Source organism: Aquifex pyrophilus (assembly GCF_054656935.1).
The window spans coordinates 123,418-140,816 of the sequence record NZ_BAAHXJ010000005.1 but is presented as its reverse complement, the minus strand read 5'-3'; the positions used below and the strand labels follow the sequence as shown (position 1 = coordinate 140,816).

Genomic DNA, 17,399 nt, shown 5'->3' with positions numbered 1-17,399 from the left:
TTTTCAAGGAATTTAATTAAGATAACGTAATAAAGATATGCTAAAGGTCATCATTTTTCTAAGAGTGCGGAAAGGAAGAGGACCGTATCCCTCCTGTAGGCTTCCCTCTCGTTGGGAAAATCCCTCCTGTAATGGGTTCCCCTGCTTTCTTTCCTCTCAAGGGCTCCCTCAACGGTGGCAAGGGCAACGAGAAGTATATCAAAGAGCTGTCTGTTTTGAGGAGAAGGCTCCCAGGAACGGGCTTCTTCAATCCATCTGAGAATCCTGTTTTTTGCTTCCCTTAACTCCCCCTCTTCCCTCTCAAGACCTACCTTTTCCCACATTAATTTTTTCAGTTCTTCAACGCTGAAAGAGGGATTCTTATCACCGCTTCTCTCACTTTTGAAGTGTTTATTTTCCTTTTTTAAAAGCTTCAGCTCAAGGGCTACCTGGTATGCGGTCCTGCACCCGAAAACGATTCCCTCAAGCAGGGAGTTTGATGCTAGCCTGTTAGCCCCGTGAACGCCCGTGCACGAGCACTCGCCGACTGCATAAAGTCCCTCTACGCTGGTCCTTCCCCTGTCGTCAACCTCAACGCCCCCTATGTAGTAGTGGGCTGCGGGTATAACCGGGACGGGCTCCCTGTAGGGGTCGTATCCCCTCTCTCTCAGGAACTTGTAAATGGTTGGAAACCTCTCCTCAAGCTTTACTCCCTTTTTTACTATGGGCCTGAAGTCAAGGAATACCTTTCTTCCTTCCTTTAGCTCCCTGTATATGGCACGGGAAACCTGGTCCCTGGGAAGGAGCTCGTTTACGAACCTTTCTCCCCTTTCGTTTATCAGTATCGCACCCTCTCCCCTAACCGCTTCCGATATGAGGAGGTTTGAGTTCTTCAAAACGGTAGGGTGAAACTGAACAAACTCGGGATTTTTCACGTTTGCTCCGCTCCTCAGGGCAAGCCCTATTCCGTCTCCTCTCACCTTTGTAGGATTTGAAGTAAAGTAATACATTGATGCAGCACCGCCCGTTGCGAGAATCACGATAGGTGTTCTTATAAACTCAAGGGAGTTATCCCGCAGGAATACAAGTCCTTTAACGCTGTTTTCGGAAACTATTAACTCCTGGAGTTCCCCCTCAATTATGGGAATTCTTAGCTCCCTTACCCTCTTTAGGAGTTTTGTGTATATCTCCCTTCCCGTGAAGTCCCTTACCTTTAAAACCCTGGGTTTTGAGTGTCCCCCCTCAAGGGTTGTCTCGTAAAATCCGTTTTTCTTGTCAAAGTTAACGCCCCACCTCTCAAGGTCGAGTATCCTCATTATCCCCTCGTAAGTGAGTATCTTTGTGTTTATCTCATCGTTCAGGTATCTCCCTGCCCTCAATGTATCGCAGTAATGGAGATAAGGGCTATCGTCTGGAAGAACCGCTGCGGCAATTCCCCCCTGGGAGTAGTAGGTGTTCCCTATGCCCCTCGTGAGTATAAGGGGGTTTAGTCCGAGTTCCTTCAGATAAATGGCTGTCGTGAGTCCGCCTATTCCGCTCCCGCATACGACTACGTCCGCCTCATTTTCGGGCAGTCTCCTTGTATCAAACCTTAGAAAGTTCATTCTCAAGTATTTTAATAAGTAGGTTTGTGAGCTTATGGGGACAGTGCCTTACATAATCGCCTCCGTTTCCTATGAGGTCCTCCGCATAAACCTTTATCCCCTCCTTAGCTATTCTTGAGACGTCCGGAGTAACGGGCTCTTGATTTTCCTCAAGGTATTTCCTTAGGAGTCTGTCGGGGGGCATCTTTGTGTTCACAACCGCAACGTCAACTCTTTTAAGTCCGGAAAACTCCAAAAATGTTTTTATGTGTTCCCAGGCTGTCATATGGTCTGTTTCGCCGGGCTGGGTCATGGCGTTTACTACGAAAACCTTTAGGGCTTCGCTTTCCCTTACCGCCTCCCTTATCTCGGGAACGAGGAAGTTTGGAATTATGCTCGTAAAAAGGCTTCCTGGCCCTATCACTATGAGGTCCGCCTCCTTTATCTTCCTGAGGGCTTCCTCGGGGGCCTTTGGATTTTCGGGCTCAAGCCATATCCTTTTTATCCTGTTTCCCTTCTTTCCGTATTCCGTTATCTCCTCCTCTCCTTTTATCACCTCTCCGTTTTCAAACTCCGCAACGAGGTTCACGCTTTCGTCCGTTGAGGGAATTATCTTCCCCTTCGTTTTCAGGATTTCCGAGCTCATCCTTACCGCTTCAAGAAAGCTTCCCGTGAGTTCCGTCAGAGCGGTTAGGAATAAGTTTCCGAAGGCATGTCCCTCAAGCCCGTCTCCCTTAAACCTGTATTGGAAAAGCCTCTGCATAAGCTCTTCCGCATCCGATAAGGCAACTATGCAGTTCCTTATATCCCCGGGAGCAGGGATATTGTATATCTTCCTGAGCCTTCCCGTGCTTCCCCCGCTGTCCGCAACCGTAACTACAGCACTTAGCTCCTTTATACTTTTTCCAACCTCTTCCTTTAAACCTCTCAAAAGAGAAGATAAACCTGTTCCCCCACCGATAGCAACAACCTTAAATCTCATAACATAATCCCCTCTACGTAAATTTTAATAACTCCATCCCGTAAGCTTACATCAATTTCCTTAAAGTATCCCGCAGGCGCTTTTTCCCCGTAGAGTATCTCAACATTCCCGTATACGACCTTTTCTATTCTTCTATTTTTCACGTAAATTTTTAAGCCCTTTTCCGATTCGTAAACTCCGTATTCCGAGCACATAACCAGCTTATACCTTCCGGGGAAGTATCCGTAAATTACCTGGGAAGGTGTAAAGGGTAGCTCAAAACAGAAATCGTTCATGCAGAAGAGGGAATCGGTGAAAGTTAACCTGTTCTCGGGAGTTTTTACAACTTCCTTTTTACCTTCCTTTGACACTAAAAAGGGAAATCTGATGAATAAGGCCTTTGCGTAGCCGTATAGCTTAACTCTTTCGGGGGGTTTTTCCATAAGGGAGAGGACGTAATCCCCGGGAGGGCATTTTTTCACCTTAGGTGCACAGGAAAGGAGTATTAAAAGAAAAAGGAAAAGGAACTTCCTCACTTTCTTACCTTAACCGCAAGGGCGTGAGCGGTAAGCCCTTCCGCCTTTGCTATGGCCTCCGCATACTCGCTTACCCTCTTGAATCCTTCGGAGGACACGTAAAGAACCGATGAGCGTTTCACAAAGTCGTAAACTCCTAAGGGGGAGAAGAACCTTGCGGTCCTACCCGTGGGTAGAGTGTGGTTCGGTCCAAGAACGTAGTCCCCCAAGGGTTCGGTCGTGTAATCCCCGAGGAATATAGCTCCCGCGTGCTTGAGCTCGGGAAGTAAAGCCATAGGCTCCCTCGTCATAACCTCAAGGTGTTCGGGCGCTATGTGGTTTGCAACCTCGCAGGCGTGATACAGGTCCCTCACTATGAAGATTGTCCCGAAGTTCTTGAGGGATTTTTCCGCTATTTCCCTTCTTTCAAGCTGGGAAAGGAGTGTGTAAACCTCTTCCTTTACCTTATTTGCAAGCTCTTCGGAAGGGGTTAGGAGTATTGAGGCGGCGAGCTCGTCGTGTTCCGCCTGAGAGAGAAGGTCCGCAGCTATCCACCTGGGGTTTGCACCATCGTCCGCTATAACGAGTATTTCCGAAGGACCCGCAATCATGTCTATATCAACCGTTCCAAATACGAGTTTTTTTGCAAGGGCGACGTATATATTCCCGGGGCCCACAATCTTGTCAACCTTAGGTATAGTTTCCGTTCCGTAGGCAAGAGCACCTATCGCCTGAGCGCCCCCTATTTTAAATACTCTGTTCACTCCGGCTATGAATGCGGCAGCAAGCGTGTATTTATTTGGTTTCGGAGAAACCATAATTATTTCCTCAACCCCTGCAACAGATGCGGGAACCGCGTTCATTAGAACCGTTGATGGATAGGCTGCCTTCCCGCCGGGAACGTATATGCCTACCTTCTCAAGGGGTATAACCTTCTGGCCGAGAACTATTCCCTCCTCTTCCTTGAAAAAGGAGTTCTCAAGCTGTTTTTCGTGAAACACCCTTATCCTTTCCTCCGCAACCTCAAGGGCTTTTTTAACCTCGGGTTCTATCTCGTTGTAAGCCTTCTCAAGCTCCTCATAGGGAACTTCCATGCTTTCGGGAGTTAAGGTTATTCCATCAAACTTCTTTGTGAACTCTATTACCGCCTCATCTCCCTCTTCCTTTACCTTCTTCAGTATCTCCTTTACGGTTTTCTCGTATTCCTCTTCAAGGATTTCTCCCCTTTTTGCGAGGTATTCAAGCCTTTTATCAAGCTTCCAGTCCTCTTTTCTTAAGTCTACTATTTCCATAGTTGATATAATAAAATATTTTCTGAGCGGGCGTAGCTCAGGGGTAGAGCGGCGGCTTCCCATGCCGCAGGTCGCGGGTTCAAATCCCGTCGCCCGCTCCAAGAAGGTTATGAAGACGGTCGTTATAGACTACGGAATGGGAAACTTAAGGAGCGTATCCAAAGCCCTTGAGACCGTTGGTTTTCCCGAAGTTTTAGTTTCGGGAGATTACAGGGAGCTAGAAGAGGCGGACGTTCTCGTCCTTCCCGGTGTCGGTGCCTTTGGAGATGCTATGAAAAACCTTGAGGAGCTGAACCTGATAAGCCCCATAAAGAAACACATAGAGAGGGGAAAACCCTTCCTCGGTATATGCCTTGGTCTCCAGCTCTTATTTGAGAAGAGCTACGAACACGGGGAGCACAGAGGTCTCGGAATCCTTGAGGGGGAGGTAAAGCTTCTCCCCCTGGGTGTGAAGATTCCCCATATAGGCTGGAATCAGCTGTGGTTTAAAAAGAAAAGTGAAATCTTAAATGGTCTAAAGGAAGGGGACTTTTTTTATTTCGTTCACTCCTACAGGGTGATTCCGAAAGATGAAAATGTAGTTCTTACAACTACCGATTACGGGGAGTACTTCGTTTCTTCCGTTGAGGTTGATAACATTCTCGCGGTTCAGTTTCACCCCGAAAAGAGCCAGAAGAAGGGCTTGAAACTCCTTGAAAACTTCAGGAAGAAAGCGGAAAAATACATTTAAGAATGCTTATATTTAAACATCTCCCCCCTCTTAACGAGCCGAGGCTTTTTATGGCTGCGGAGAGAACCTACCTCTCCATCTTAAAGCTCTCCTTTCAGGCAAGCGCCGTAGGTCTCGTTTTGAACAAGGCAGCACTCCTTGATATCTTCTTTTTTGGTTATATTGATAAGTATCTCCTTAAGGCTTCCGTTGTCTTAATATCCCTTGCGGTTCTCACCGACGTTTACGCATTTCTGAAGTTCTTTTCCGATATCCGCTACATAGAAGGAGCTGAAGTTGTGGACAAAAAAGAAGTTGTTGACCCGAGAATTTACATGGCGGCTGAGAGAACCTTTCTCGCGTGGGTGAGAACGAGTATAGCCCTTATGATATTCGGTTTCGTGGTTGACAAGTTTGAGATATTTCTAACTGAGCTCCAGAAGAAACTCCACATAAAGTTTTCTCAGGACATAACGTCGCTGAAGGTTATAGGAATAACGATAATGGTATTGAGCCTCGTCGCCCTCAGCCTGGGGACATTAAACTTCTACAAAACGATAAAGGATATTGATAAAGGATACTACAGAACCCACACGGGCTTATACATAATGATTGGAATAATAATCTTTGCGATAAACTTTATACTCCTCTTTGACGTGCTGAAGCTTATCTAAAAGGCTTCCCTTGAGCGGAGCTCCTCAACAACCTCTTCCTTCTTGTCAAAAATCTTGAGAACGGCCTTCCTTCCCTTGGGACACCAGTCCTATTCCGTTGAGGCCATTGAGATGATTCCGAGAAATGCGGAAGCTATAAGTGCTTTCATAGCCTTAATTATATAAGAAATTCTTTAAGAAACATAAATAAGTAAATATTGATTTACGAAACTTTCGGACATAAAATTAAAAGCAAATGGGGACTCAGGAGAAGGATTTAGGAACCGCTTGGGAGTATCAAGGCTGTGTGATACCTAAGGATTTATACTACGACATAGAAAACCAGGTGTGGGTGAGGGTTAACGAGGACGGAACCGTTACCCTAGGTTTGACAGATGTCGGACAAACGAGGGCGGGAAGGCTTCTCCACATAAGAGTTAAGCCTGTGGGAACGAAGGTGAAGAAGGGAAAGCCTGTTGCAACCCTTGAAAGCGGAAAGTGGGCGGGACCGGTCCCTGCACTCGTTGAGGGAGAAATAGTTGAGGTAAACCCAAAGGTAGTGGAGGACCCCAACTACATAAACATAGACCCCTACGGGGATGCCTGGATAGTTAAGATAAAGCCCCTCAGTGAGGAGACCTTAAAGAGGGACTTGAGCGAGCTCGTTACGGGAGATAAGGCCTACGAGGAGATGAAGAAGCACATAGACGAGTGGGATATAGTTTGTATGAGGTGCGTGTGATGGGTGCAAAAGACAGGCACGTTATACTTCTCGTTTCCCAGTGGTGTCCTACCTGTCCCCATGCTGATGCCCTCTGGAGAAAGCTCCAGCAGGAGTATGGATTTAAGTATGATGTCCTTGATATATCAACACCCGAGGGAAGGTATTGGGTTACCAAATTAATGATAAGGAGCGTTCCCTCAAGCATAGTTGACGGGAAGCTTGCCTTCGTCGGAGTTCCGAGTGAGGAGGAGGCCCGTAAGGTTTTAGAGGAGGGGATATAACCCTTATAATTAACTACATGTATTTCCAAGACATAATAATGAAACTCCACAAGTTCTGGGCCGAGAAGGGCTGTCTCATATGGCAACCATACGACGTTGAAGTTGGCGCGGGGACAATGAACCCCGCAACCTTCCTTAAGGTCCTCGGAAAAAAGCCCTGGAACGTCGCATACGTTGAGCCCTCAAGAAGACCTCAGGACGGGAGATACGGGGAAAACCCTAACAGACTCCAGCATTACTACCAGTTTCAGGTAATACTGAAGCCCGCTCCCGAAAACCCCCAGGAGATATACCTTGAAAGCCTTGAGGCGCTCGGGATAAACCCCCTTGAGCACGACATAAGGTTTGTTGAAGATGACTGGGAAAGCCCTACACTCGGAGCTTGGGGTCTCGGATGGGAGGTATGGCTTGACGGGATGGAGATAACCCAGTTCACATATTTCCAGCAGGCGGGAGGCTTGGACCTTGAGTATATATCGGTTGAGATAACCTACGGGCTTGAGAGAATAGCTATGTATATACAGGACAAGGACAGCGTTTTTGATATAGAGTGGAAGGAGGGAATAACCTACGGCGATATATTCAAGCGTTCCGAGTGGGAGTGGAGCAAGTATAACTTTGAGCTTGCGGACACCGATATGCTATTTAAGGTTTACGAGTTCTTTGAAAGGGAATCAAAGAGATTGATAGAACATGAGCTCGTTATGCCGGCCTACGACTACCTCCTCAAGTGCTCCCACGTCTTTAATATACTTGATGCGAGGGGAGCTATATCCGTTCAGGAAAGGGCACGCTACATAAGGAGAATGAACAATCTGGCAAGGGAGATAGCGAAGCTATACCTTAAACTCTTTGAGAATGCTTGAGGAGCTTGAAAGGAAGCTGGGATACACCTTTAAGGACAGGACCCTCCTTGAGAAAGCCCTCACCCATATATCCGTATCAAGAAGAGAGCATTACGAAACCCTTGAGTTTCTCGGGGATGCACTCGTTAACTTCTTCATCGTTGACCTCCTCGTTCAGCTATACCCCCAGAAAAGGGAAGGGTATCTCTCCCCCTTAAAGGCATACCTGATAAGTGAGGAGTTCTTTAACCAGCTTGCGAGAAAGCTTGAGCTTGAAAAGTTCATAAAAATAAAGAGGGGTAAGATAAACGAGACCGTCATAGGAGATGTGTTTGAGGCAATATGGGCTGCGGTTTACATAGATAGCGGGAGGGATGCAAACTTCACGAGGGAGCTCTTTTACAAGCACTTCCGTGAGGAAATCTTGAAAGCCATAAAGGAGGGAAGAACCAGAAAGAACTTCAAGTCCATACTCCAGGAGATAACCCAGAAACACTGGAAGGTAAGACCCTCCTACAGGCTCATTAGCGTTGAGGGACCGAGCCACGAAAAGAAGTTCATCGTTGAGGCGAGCGTAAAGGATTTCAGAAGCATAGGGGAGGGAAGAACGAAGAAGGAAGCGGAGCAGGAAGCTGCAAAAAACCTTATAGAAGTTTTAAAGGAGGCAAACATTGAGTAAGAAAGGGGTTTTATTGATAAACCTCGGGGGACCCGACTCCCTTGAAGCCGTGGAGCCATTCTTATACAACCTCTTTTCGGACCCCGACATCTTCAGGCTACCCTTTCAGAAACTCCTTGCAAAATTAATAGCGAAGGTGAGGGCAAAGAAGACGAGGGAGTATTACGAGATGATGGGAGGGAAATCCCCCCAGCTTGAACAGACCTTTGAGCAGGCAAGGGCACTCCAGGAGAGACTCGGGAAAAACTACAGAGTTGAAGTCGGAATGAGATACTGGAAGCCTTTCATCAAGGATGCCTTAAAAAGACTCTTTGAGGAGGGGATAGAGGAGCTCATAGCCCTTCCCCTTTATCCCCAGTTCAGCGTAACGACTACTGGCTCAGCCTTTAACGAGCTCCAGAGAGCTTTAAAAGAGCTAAAAGCGGAAAACCTGAAGGTAAAGAAGATTTCCCACTTTTACGATAATCCCCTATTTATAAGGGCGTGGGTTGAGAGAATAAAGGAAAGGGTAAAAAATCCCGAGGATTACCACTTTTTATTTTCCGCTCACAGCCTGCCAAAAAAGATTGTTGAGAGGGGGGACCCCTACCAGAGACAGACCCAAGAGACTGTGGAGCTCATAATGAAACACTTTCCCGAAATCCCTTACACTGTCGCCTACCAGAGTAAAGTGGGTTTCGGAAAGTGGCTTGAGCCTTCAACGGAAGAAGCACTCAGGAATTTAATAAAGAATGGTGTCAAAAGACTTGTAGTCATTCCCATATCCTTTGTATCGGAACACAGTGAGACTCTTTACGAGCTTGACTACGTTTATAAGAGCCTCGCTGAGGAGCTCGGTTATGAGGAGTTCATACGCATTCCCACCCTCCAGAGCCACCCAACATTTATAAAAGCCCTTGAGGAGATTGTGAGAAGAACATAAGTTAATGCTATGAACAAAAATCAGGAACTTGCAAAAATCTTTGAGAGGATGGCGGACATCCTTGAGTTCCTCGGGGAAAATCCCTACAGGATAAGAACTTACAGAAAGGTTGCAAACCTCATAGCGGAGCTTCCCGAAGACGTTGAGAAGGCATTTTACGAGAGAAAGCTCCACAAGATGCAGGGAATAGGGGAATCAACGCTCTTAAAGATAGAGGAGTTTTTAAAGACGGGAACTATAAAGAAGTATGAGGAGCTCAGGCGTATGGTTCCCGAGGGACTCCTTGAGCTCATGGACGCCCCCGGAGTTGGACCGAAAACACTGAAGGTAGCCTACGAAGTTCTCGGGATAAGAACGAAGGAGGAGTTTATAGAAGCCCTGAGGAAGGGAAAGTTTAACAGGATTAGGGGATTTGGACCCGTAAAGGCCTTGAGGATTTTAAAGGGAATAGAGATATGGGAAAAAAGTAAGGAAAGGATACCCCTCATAGAAGCCTACAACATGGCCCAAGAGGTTCTGAAGCATATGGAGAAGGCAAAGGAGTTTTACGAAAACATATCCGTTGCGGGAAGCCTCAGGAGGAGGAAGGAAACGATAGGGGATATAGACATACTCGTTTCGGCAAAGAAGGAAAACTGGAAGAAGATTCACGAACACTTTACAAAATATCCCGGAATTATGGAGGTTCTCGCAAAGGGAGAGACAAAGTCAAGCATAATCCTTGAAACGGGCAGGCAGGTTGACCTCAGAACCGTTGAGCCCTACCAGTGGGGATCTGCCCTCCAGTACTTCACGGGCTCAAAACAGCACAACATAAGAATTAGAGACATAGCAAAGGAAAAGGGATTAAAGGTGAACGAGTACGGCGTCTTTAAAGCGGATACGGGCGAAAGGATAGGGGGTGAGACGGAGGAGGAGGTTTACAACCTTCTCGGTATGGAGTGGATTCCCCCAGAGATAAGGGAAGACTGGGGAGAGATAGAGTTAGCCCTTGAGCATAAACTTCCGAGACTCGTTGAGCTCAAAGATATAAAGGGAGACCTTCACATGCATACTAACTGGAGCGACGGCGTGAACACCCTTGAGGAGATGGTTGAAACCGCCTATAAACTCGGATACCAGTACATAGTCATAGGGGACCACTCCCAGAGCGCGAGGGTAGCAAACGGCTTAACTCCCGAGAGATACGAAAAGCAGTGGAAGGAGATAGAGAGGCTAAACAGGGAATACAACCCTAAGGGTTTTTACATACTGAAGGGTGCGGAGGTTGATATCCTTCCCGACGGCTCCCTTGACCTTCCCGACGACTTCCTTGAAAAGTTTGACTTTATAGTGGCGTCCATACACTCAAGGTTTGAGCAGGATAACACGGAAAGGATACTCAAGGCTATAGAAAACCCCTACGTTAATATGATTGGACACCCAACGGGAAAGCAATACGGATACAGGGAGGGATATCCCGTTGATATGAAGAGGGTTATAAAGCTTGCGAAAGAGACCGGAACGGCCCTTGAGCTCAACACCCAGAGAATGGATTTATCTCCCGAGAACGTGAGAAAGTGCATGGAAGAGGGGGCTTACATAGGAATAGTCACGGATGCCCACTCCGCAAGGCAGCTCGGGCTCATGCACCTGGGTGTGGGGCTTGCGAGAAGGGGATGGGCCACACCCGACAAGGTTATAAACACTTTTGACCTTGATGAGCTCAGAAAGTTCGTTTACGAAAAGAGGAAGAAGTTTGCGAAGGCTTAGGACTGTCTCACTTCCTGAAACTGCCTTTCCTCTATTCCCGTGAGGTCCATTATTGAGGTGTTCTTGAAGAAGTTAACTATCGTGGATTTTAGCTCTTCCCACTTGTGGTGAACAACGCAGGGGTTGTCGTTAAACTCGCTGCACTTGTGGGCGTGAAGGAGACACATCTGGTATTTGTATTCCTCTCCGAATACCTTTATCACGTCCCATATGGTGATTTCGTCGGGTTCTTTCGTTAGCGTGAAGCCTCCCCTCGGACCCTTTACCGAGTAAACGAGCCCCCTCTTTGAGAGCTCGTGCATAACCTTTGCGAGGAAGGGCTTAGGTATTCTGTGAACCTTCGCAATCTCCTCAACTTTAACGAGCCTGTCCCTGTTCAAAGCCAGGTAAGAGAGTGCAATAAGAGCGTACCTTACCGTGTCTGAGAATATCATGATATTATAATAATATATTCATCTACTCCACTTGTATGTGAGCCATACCCAGTATTTCGTAACGTCCTTATCCCCTAAACCGGCGTTTTTTGCCTCCGAGTCCGCATCGTAGAAGGCAGCTTTTGCACCGAAATGGAGGTTCTTAAATATCTTTCTTTTATATATTACGTCAAGTTCATTCCCGAACTTATCTCCGCCTCCGGGGAAGGATTTGTCAGCCTTGAAGTTGTGGTAAACCGCCTTTATAACTCCTATTTTCCCGTGTTTAAAGCCGATACCTATTCTCGCATCCTCAAGACCGTATTGATTGCTCGTTCCCGTGTATTTAAGGAATACGTCCGCCCATCCGTTGTGGGCATGGAGCGTAGCCCAGGGAGTTGTAAATCCGTGAGTCTCATCCCCGTCTTTTCCTTCCATAAACTCATACTCCGCTATGAGGAAAACCTTTCCTCCGGAGAACTTGTATCCCGGCTTCAGGCTTACAAAGTAGTAGGAAGCACCTATATTCTTTTTTCCGTTTTCGTGACTCGTGAGGGTCGGGTCCTTCTGGTATGCGAATTCAAGCCAGTAGGAGAGGAAGAAGCTCCTTTGGAATGCCATCTTCCCGTTGAGTTTAAGGCCATAGGTGTCGTGCATTCCGTTCAGTAGGTAGGCGTAAGGTGTGATGTTTAAGCTCAGGGGCTTGTAGGTGTAGTTCGCGTGGAAAAGAATGGAATCGTTTCCTGCAACATCATCGCCTATGTTCGTGTTATCGGGAGCGAAAGCCCAGCTTGCCCCGTCCCCCAGCTCTTTTTCCGTGACTCCGGTTTTTGCAGCCACGTAAGCGAGCGTTATTGTGGTATCCTTAAAGGGCTTCAGGTCAAGCCTTACCGCGTCAAAGGTCTGGGCCATCTGCCTCCAGCCGACGTTACCTATAAACCTGTGGTTGTCAAAGGTTATAATCTGTCTTCCCACCTTAAGGTTAAAAGCTTTTCCCCCGTAGGAAAGGAAAACCTGATTAATTCTCACCTGTTCGGGGTCGGGAACGAGCTCGTAATTACTCCTTTCGGGTGCGTAATCCCTAACGAGAGCAGTAACAACCCAAGGCTCAAAGGTGAGGTCAAGGCCCTTTAAGCTAAAGAGCTCCTTAAAGGTTATTCCCGTTCTTATCCTTACGGTGAGGGCGTTTGCCTCCTTTTTACCGCTTTGGTCCACGTCAACGTATTCGTATCGGGGTCTGAGCTCCAGGTTTACCTTTGCCTCCTTAGAAAAATCAATTGCAAAAAGGGAAGAAAAGAGGGCCAGGCTCAAGAGGGAAACTCTCCTCATGATTCACCTCCTCAATTCATATTTTACGATAAAATAATCATCAATCCATAAATAAAATCCGGAGGTTGAAACATGAGGTCGTTTTTGTCCCTAATTGACGAGTTTCTGAAGAAAGGGGAGGTAGCGAGGCATAACGCAAATTACGTTTACTCTCTTCCCGCCCTTGCCAACAACTTATCGGGAGAGGTTATGAGGCAGTACACCTTAAGGAGGCTTCTGACGGAAGAGGAGAGACTTATGCACGAGGAGGGGTGGTGGTATCAGCATCAGCTTTCCCTTCTCGGGCCTTACTGCGTTGGTTTCTCGGCCAGGGATATAGCTTCATGGGGTCTTCGCTCAAGGAGCAGGGTGGTCCCCGTCTCAAAGCCGCCGAAGAGCTTGAGAACACTCCTTGACCAATGTGCGAACTTTATATGTCTCATCTCCCAGGAAGTTGCGGGAGCGGTTGCGTTGAATGACCTCATAACCGTTGCAGCTTCCTACCTCTGGTACGAGGAGAGGAAAGGAAAGAGGTATTCCGAAAGGGAATTGATGAAAGTCTTTCAGAGCTTCCTTTACAACATAAACCTGCCTTTCAGGAGCGGAAACAGCCCCTTTACGAACGTAACCCTTGATTTTGGAAAGCCCAATCCATCTCTTAAGGACGAATACGTAGTTATAGGGGGAAAGCCCCTGAACGTTAAATATGACGAAATTCCGGAGGATTTTTACAACCGTGCAGTCAGGGGATTTCTTAGTGCCCTGTGGGAGGGAGATGGGGAAGGAAAGCCCTGGACCTTTCCGCTCATAACCGTTCCCATAACGGAAGACTTTGACTTTGAGAACGCGGTTTTTAACGAGTTTCTTGAAAATCTTGATAAACACGGAGGCGCATACTTTGAGAACTTCTTATCAAAGCCTTTTCGGGAGAGGGGACTTCCCGAGAGAAATCCAGCACTTCAGAAAAGCTTTTGTTGCAGGTTCCAGGTAAACCTTGAGGAGGTTCTTAAGGTATCAAACAGGGGCTCAATATTCGGGAACGCTTCGGGAGTGGGTTCCGTTGGCGTAATCTCCATAAACTTTAACCGCCTGGGGTGGGTTCACAGGGGGAATAAGAGGAGTTTATTCAAACATCTTGAGGAAATACTCCTAATGGCGAGGAATGTGTTGAACAAGAAGAGGGAGTTCATAGAAGAGCATAAGGAGCTTTATCCCACGTTTTTCTTTTACATAAGGGATTTATCAACGCTCTTTAACACGATATCAATACAGGGAGGACACGAGGGGCTTATAAACTTCGGTTTTGCGGTTTACGACGGGAAGGGAAATATCGTGGAGGAGGAGTCAGGGATTTTGAGCGAGGAGGGGCTTGAGTTCGCAAAGGAGGTTTCCCAGTTCATACTTGACAGGCTCTCGGACTTCATGAGGGAGGACGGAGTTCCATGGAACTTTGAGTATGCACCCGGGGAAACGGCGGGCCCCTACCTGGCCCTCAAGGATTTGGAGTTCTACAGGAACATCAACAGGAAAAAGTTCAAACTCTTCAGGGAGTACTGGGAGAAAAGGAAAGACAGGCCCATATACGTTAAGGGAAATCCGAAGGGCTCCGGTGTGTTCCTAACCTCGGGATTTCAGCCTCCATACGATTGTGAGTCCCTGTCAAAGCAGCTTTACGTCTCTTCAGAGATGCAAAACATGGCAACCGGGGGAAGCGTTCAGCATATATTCCTGAACGAAAAGGTTGAAGCGGAACTTCTGAAGAGCTTTATAAAGAGAGTATTTGAAAGCCTGCCGGTTATATACATAACTCTTACCCCCACGCTCTCGGTATGTAACGAATGCGGCGGAAAGGTTGTAGGCGAGAAGGAGGTTTGTGCTTTTTGCGGCTCGGACGACATCACGGTTTACTCAAGGGTAATAGGTTATTACAGGCCCATAGCGAGAAGGGTTAAAAGAAAGAGTAAAGAGGAATTTATTTACGAAGGTGAGGAAAACTACTGGCAGGGAGGAAGGAGGGCTGACTGGGTCTCAAGGAAGAAGTTTACCTTCTCGGATATGGGGGTAAGACCTTGGGACTGAGTTTTTACTCCTTCACCTATTCAACGGTTGACGTTCCGGGAAGGTGGTCCCTCGTCTTATTCCTCCCCTCTTGCAACTTCAGGTGCAGACACTGCCACAACTGGAGAATAGTCCTTAAAAGCAAAGGAAAGATATCAGAAGAGGAAGCCCTTAAAGAGGTAAGAAGAGCGGTATTTATAGATACGGTCGTGATATCCGGAGGCGAGCCGACCGTTCATAAAACGGAGGAGTTGAAAGAGTTCATTAAAAAGGTTAAGAGCCTGAGGAAAGATTTATCAGTTAGGATTGATACAAACGGATACTATCCCGAAAAGCTTGAGGAACTAAGACCCTTCGTTGACGGCTTTGCGGTTGATATAAAGGCTCCCCTTGAAAACGAGGAGCTTTACGCCTACACGACAAACGTAAACGTTGACACAAAAAGGATAAAAGAAAGCCTGAAAATTGCCGAAGGACTGCCCCTTACACTCTACAGAACGCCGAAATACCCCTGGCTCAAAGAGAGGGAGATAAAAGCCATAAAAAGCTTTACGAAAAGCTTAAAGGCTCCTTGGTATCTCAACCCCTTTTACGAGGTCCCTGACTGCCCTTTTAACAAAGGGATTTTTAGCTCCCTGCCTCGTTCCCCTTCTCTTTAGCGTTTCCTCAATTGCCTTTATCACCTCAAGCTTCCTTTCGTAAACGCAGTAATCGGGGGAGAGGAGTTTATCCCTTTCCGCTTCCGCCGTAAGTCTGTGAACCACCACATTCTCGGGAATAATCTCAAGCATATCCGCCGCGTAGTTAACATACTCCTCAAAAGAAAGTGTTCTAAACGCACCCGAAAGGTATAGCTTTGCAAGACCAGTGTGTTTCATAACGTATATGGGATGTATCTTTATGCCGTCAACGGGAAGGGAAGCAATAAGCTTAGCGGTTTCTATAAAGTCATCCCTCCCTTCCCCGGGAAGCCCCACAATTGTGTGAACGCAAACAAGGAGTTTTTTTGCCTTGCTTCTCAGAACAGCGTCAACGAGGTCGGAAACACCATGCTGTCTGTTTATACGCTTAAGCGTCTCAAAGTTCGCACTCTGGAGTCCGAACTCAACCCACACCTCAAGCCCTAGATTCCTGTATGAGGAAAGTAGCTCAAGAACCTCCTCGGGAACACAGTCGGGACGCGTCCCCACATCAAGGCCTACAACCTCCTCAAATTCCAATACGGTATTGTAAACCTCTTTCAGGTAGGATAACTTCCCATATGTGTTTGTGTAGGACTGGAAGTAAACGAAGAACTTAGTCTTCTTTCCATATCTCTCCTTTGCATGAAGTATCCCCTCTTCAATCTGCTTTCTCACGTTCTTTGAAGGCTCAAGATGTGCAGGTCTTGAGCCCCTGTAGCAGTAAATACACCCACCTCTTCCTTTGCTTCCGTCAATGTTCGGACAGGTGAAGGGAAGGGCAACGGGAATCTTCTTCACCCTAGTTCCGAAGCGTTCCCTGGCGTAGTACCTAAAGAACCTTATCCTGTGCATATATCTTAATTTATTACCTTAAACTCATCTTTTAAGTCTTCCTAATAATTACCATAAGTTAAATGAATGAAAATTCATTTTTGAAAGGTTATACTTAGTAAAAGGGAGGTCTGGTATGGAAACATTCTGGGAAGTTTTTAAAAGACACGGCGTCAGCAGACGGGATTTCCTGAAGTTTGCAACCACGATAACGGGACTCATGGGGCTTGCCCCCTCAATGGTTCCCCAGGTGGTTAAGGCTATGGAAACTAAGCCCTGTGTTCCCGTTTTATGGGTACATGGACTTGAGTGCACGTGCTGTTCTGAGAGCTTCATACGTTCCGCGACACCCCTCGCTTCCGACGTCGTTCTTAGCATGATTTCCCTTGAATACGACGACACCCTTTCCGCTGCAGCGGGAGAAGCAATAGAGAAACACAGAGAAAGGATAATAAAGGAGTATTGGGGCAACTACATACTCGCTGTTGAGGGAAATCCTCCTCTCGGAGAGGACGGAATGTACTGCATAATAGGGGGAAGACCCTTCGTAGAGATACTTAAGGAAAGCGCGGAAGGGGCAAAGGCGGTAATAGCGTGGGGAAGCTGTGCGTCCTGGGGATGCGTTCAGGCGGCAAAGCCTAATCCGACCCATGCGGTTTCAATAGATAAGGTCATTAAGGATAAACCCATAATAAAGGTTCCCGGATGTCCTCCTATAGCGGAAGTTATGACGGGAGTGATAATGTATATGGTTCTCTTTGACAGAATCCCTCCCCTTGACAGCCAGGGAAGGCCAAAGATGTTCTACGGAAACAGGATTCACGATACCTGCTACAGAAGGTCCTTCTTTAACACAGGTCAGTTCGTTGAGCAGTTTGACGACGAAGGGGCCAAGAAGGGATGGTGTCTATACAAGGTTGGATGCAGGGGGCCGACAACTTACAACTCCTGCGGAAATCTCAGGTGGTATAACGGACTTTCCTACCCCATACAGTCGGGACACGGTTGCATAGGTTGTGCGGAAAACAACTTCTGGGATAACGGACCCTTCTACGAGAGAATCGGAGGAATACCCGTTCCCGGCATTGAGAGCAAGGCGGATAAGGTTGGAGCGGTTGCAGCTGCGGCGGCAGCGGGCGGAGCTATCCTCCACGGTATAGCAACGAAGATAAGAAAGGCTTCACAAGAAAAGAAGGAAGAATAAGGAGGTG

General features: G+C 47.1%; 18 protein-coding genes and 1 tRNA gene. 12 read left to right on the top strand and 7 right to left on the bottom strand.

The window, feature by feature from the left end:
• Positions 1 to 50: 50 nt before the first annotated feature.
• From nadB to hisD, 4 genes are read right to left on the bottom strand one after another with little or no spacing between them, the layout of a single operon-like run.
• Positions 51 to 1,583 (bottom strand): L-aspartate oxidase, encoded by a 1,533-nt coding sequence (gene nadB / locus ACYQZ0_RS04350; protein ID WP_459775379.1) that lies wholly within the window; start codon positions 1,581 to 1,583, stop codon positions 51 to 53.
• A complete protein-coding gene (locus ACYQZ0_RS04345) occupies positions 1,564 to 2,544 on the bottom strand; it encodes a gluconeogenesis factor YvcK family protein (RefSeq protein ID WP_459775378.1) in 981 nt (326 codons plus the stop codon). The genes nadB and ACYQZ0_RS04345 overlap by 20 nt, the downstream gene beginning before the upstream one ends.
• Positions 2,541 to 3,059, bottom strand: a complete 519-nt coding sequence (locus ACYQZ0_RS04340) for a hypothetical protein (protein ID WP_459775377.1) — start codon at positions 3,057 to 3,059, stop codon at positions 2,541 to 2,543. The genes ACYQZ0_RS04345 and ACYQZ0_RS04340 overlap by 4 nt, the downstream gene beginning before the upstream one ends.
• Positions 3,056 to 4,330, bottom strand: a complete 1,275-nt coding sequence (gene hisD / locus ACYQZ0_RS04335) for a histidinol dehydrogenase (RefSeq protein WP_459775376.1) — start codon at positions 4,328 to 4,330, stop codon at positions 3,056 to 3,058. Before hisD ends, ACYQZ0_RS04340 begins: the two co-directional genes overlap by 4 nt.
• 26 nt (positions 4,331 to 4,356) lie before the next feature.
• Here hisD and ACYQZ0_RS04330 point away from each other — a divergent pair.
• From ACYQZ0_RS04330 to polX, 9 genes are all read left to right on the top strand, one after another.
• A tRNA-Gly gene (locus ACYQZ0_RS04330) sits at positions 4,357 to 4,431 on the top strand.
• A gap of 8 nt (positions 4,432 to 4,439) precedes the next feature.
• Positions 4,440 to 5,060 carry an imidazole glycerol phosphate synthase subunit HisH gene (hisH, locus tag ACYQZ0_RS04325; protein WP_459775375.1) on the top strand — a complete coding sequence of 207 codons (621 nt, stop codon included), beginning with the start codon at positions 4,440 to 4,442 and terminating at the stop codon, positions 5,058 to 5,060.
• Positions 5,061 to 5,110: 50 nt separating this feature from the next.
• Positions 5,111 to 5,713 carry a YidH family protein gene (locus tag ACYQZ0_RS04320; RefSeq protein WP_459775374.1) on the top strand — a complete coding sequence of 201 codons (603 nt, stop codon included), beginning with the start codon at positions 5,111 to 5,113 and terminating at the stop codon, positions 5,711 to 5,713.
• Between the two features lie 235 nt (positions 5,714 to 5,948).
• Positions 5,949 to 6,434 (top strand): glycine cleavage system protein H, encoded by a 486-nt coding sequence (gcvH, locus tag ACYQZ0_RS04315; protein WP_459775373.1) that lies wholly within the window; start codon positions 5,949 to 5,951, stop codon positions 6,432 to 6,434.
• Positions 6,434 to 6,697, top strand: a complete 264-nt coding sequence (locus ACYQZ0_RS04310) for a thioredoxin family protein (RefSeq protein ID WP_459775372.1) — start codon at positions 6,434 to 6,436, stop codon at positions 6,695 to 6,697. The genes gcvH and ACYQZ0_RS04310 overlap by 1 nt, the downstream gene beginning before the upstream one ends.
• A 17-nt stretch (positions 6,698 to 6,714) precedes the next feature.
• Positions 6,715 to 7,563, top strand: coding sequence for a glycine--tRNA ligase subunit alpha (locus ACYQZ0_RS04305; RefSeq protein WP_459775371.1), 849 nt, complete (start codon positions 6,715 to 6,717; stop codon positions 7,561 to 7,563).
• Positions 7,550 to 8,221, top strand: a complete 672-nt coding sequence (rnc, locus tag ACYQZ0_RS04300; RefSeq protein ID WP_459775370.1) for a ribonuclease III — start codon at positions 7,550 to 7,552, stop codon at positions 8,219 to 8,221. The genes ACYQZ0_RS04305 and rnc overlap by 14 nt, the downstream gene beginning before the upstream one ends.
• Positions 8,214 to 9,143: a ferrochelatase gene (gene hemH, locus ACYQZ0_RS04295; RefSeq protein ID WP_459775369.1), complete on the top strand. Its 930-nt coding sequence runs from the start codon at positions 8,214 to 8,216 to the stop codon at positions 9,141 to 9,143. Before rnc ends, hemH begins: the two co-directional genes overlap by 8 nt.
• 9 nt (positions 9,144 to 9,152) lie before the next feature.
• Complete coding sequence (polX, locus tag ACYQZ0_RS04290; protein WP_459775368.1) at positions 9,153 to 10,895, top strand: DNA polymerase/3'-5' exonuclease PolX; 1,743 nt, start codon at positions 9,153 to 9,155, stop codon at positions 10,893 to 10,895.
• On the opposite strand, the gene ACYQZ0_RS04285 is transcribed toward polX, so the two are convergent.
• Entirely contained in the window at positions 10,892 to 11,329 is a 438-nt protein-coding gene (locus ACYQZ0_RS04285; protein WP_459775367.1) for an Rrf2 family transcriptional regulator, read from the bottom strand. The two genes, polX and ACYQZ0_RS04285, sit on opposite strands and share 4 nt — an antisense overlap.
• Positions 11,330 to 11,347: 18 nt before the next feature.
• Positions 11,348 to 12,637, bottom strand: a complete 1,290-nt coding sequence (locus ACYQZ0_RS04280; RefSeq protein ID WP_459775366.1) for an alginate export family protein — start codon at positions 12,635 to 12,637, stop codon at positions 11,348 to 11,350.
• A gap of 72 nt (positions 12,638 to 12,709) precedes the next feature.
• Here ACYQZ0_RS04280 and nrdD point away from each other — a divergent pair, with 72 nt between their 5' ends.
• Entirely contained in the window at positions 12,710 to 14,695 is a 1,986-nt protein-coding gene (gene nrdD, locus ACYQZ0_RS04275) for an anaerobic ribonucleoside-triphosphate reductase (RefSeq protein ID WP_459775365.1), read from the top strand.
• Positions 14,686 to 15,333: a radical SAM protein gene (locus ACYQZ0_RS04270; RefSeq protein ID WP_459775364.1), complete on the top strand. Its 648-nt coding sequence runs from the start codon at positions 14,686 to 14,688 to the stop codon at positions 15,331 to 15,333. The genes nrdD and ACYQZ0_RS04270 overlap by 10 nt, the downstream gene beginning before the upstream one ends.
• On the opposite strand, the gene mnmL is transcribed toward ACYQZ0_RS04270, so the two are convergent.
• Positions 15,235 to 16,209 (bottom strand): tRNA modification radical SAM protein MnmL/YtqA, encoded by a 975-nt coding sequence (gene mnmL, locus ACYQZ0_RS04265; RefSeq protein WP_459775363.1) that lies wholly within the window; start codon positions 16,207 to 16,209, stop codon positions 15,235 to 15,237. The genes ACYQZ0_RS04270 and mnmL overlap by 99 nt on opposite strands.
• A 115-nt stretch (positions 16,210 to 16,324) precedes the next feature.
• Between mnmL and ACYQZ0_RS04260 the strand changes: the two genes are divergently transcribed.
• Positions 16,325 to 17,392, top strand: coding sequence for a hydrogenase small subunit (locus tag ACYQZ0_RS04260; RefSeq protein WP_459775362.1), 1,068 nt, complete (start codon positions 16,325 to 16,327; stop codon positions 17,390 to 17,392).
• Positions 17,393 to 17,399: the final 7 nt, after the last annotated feature.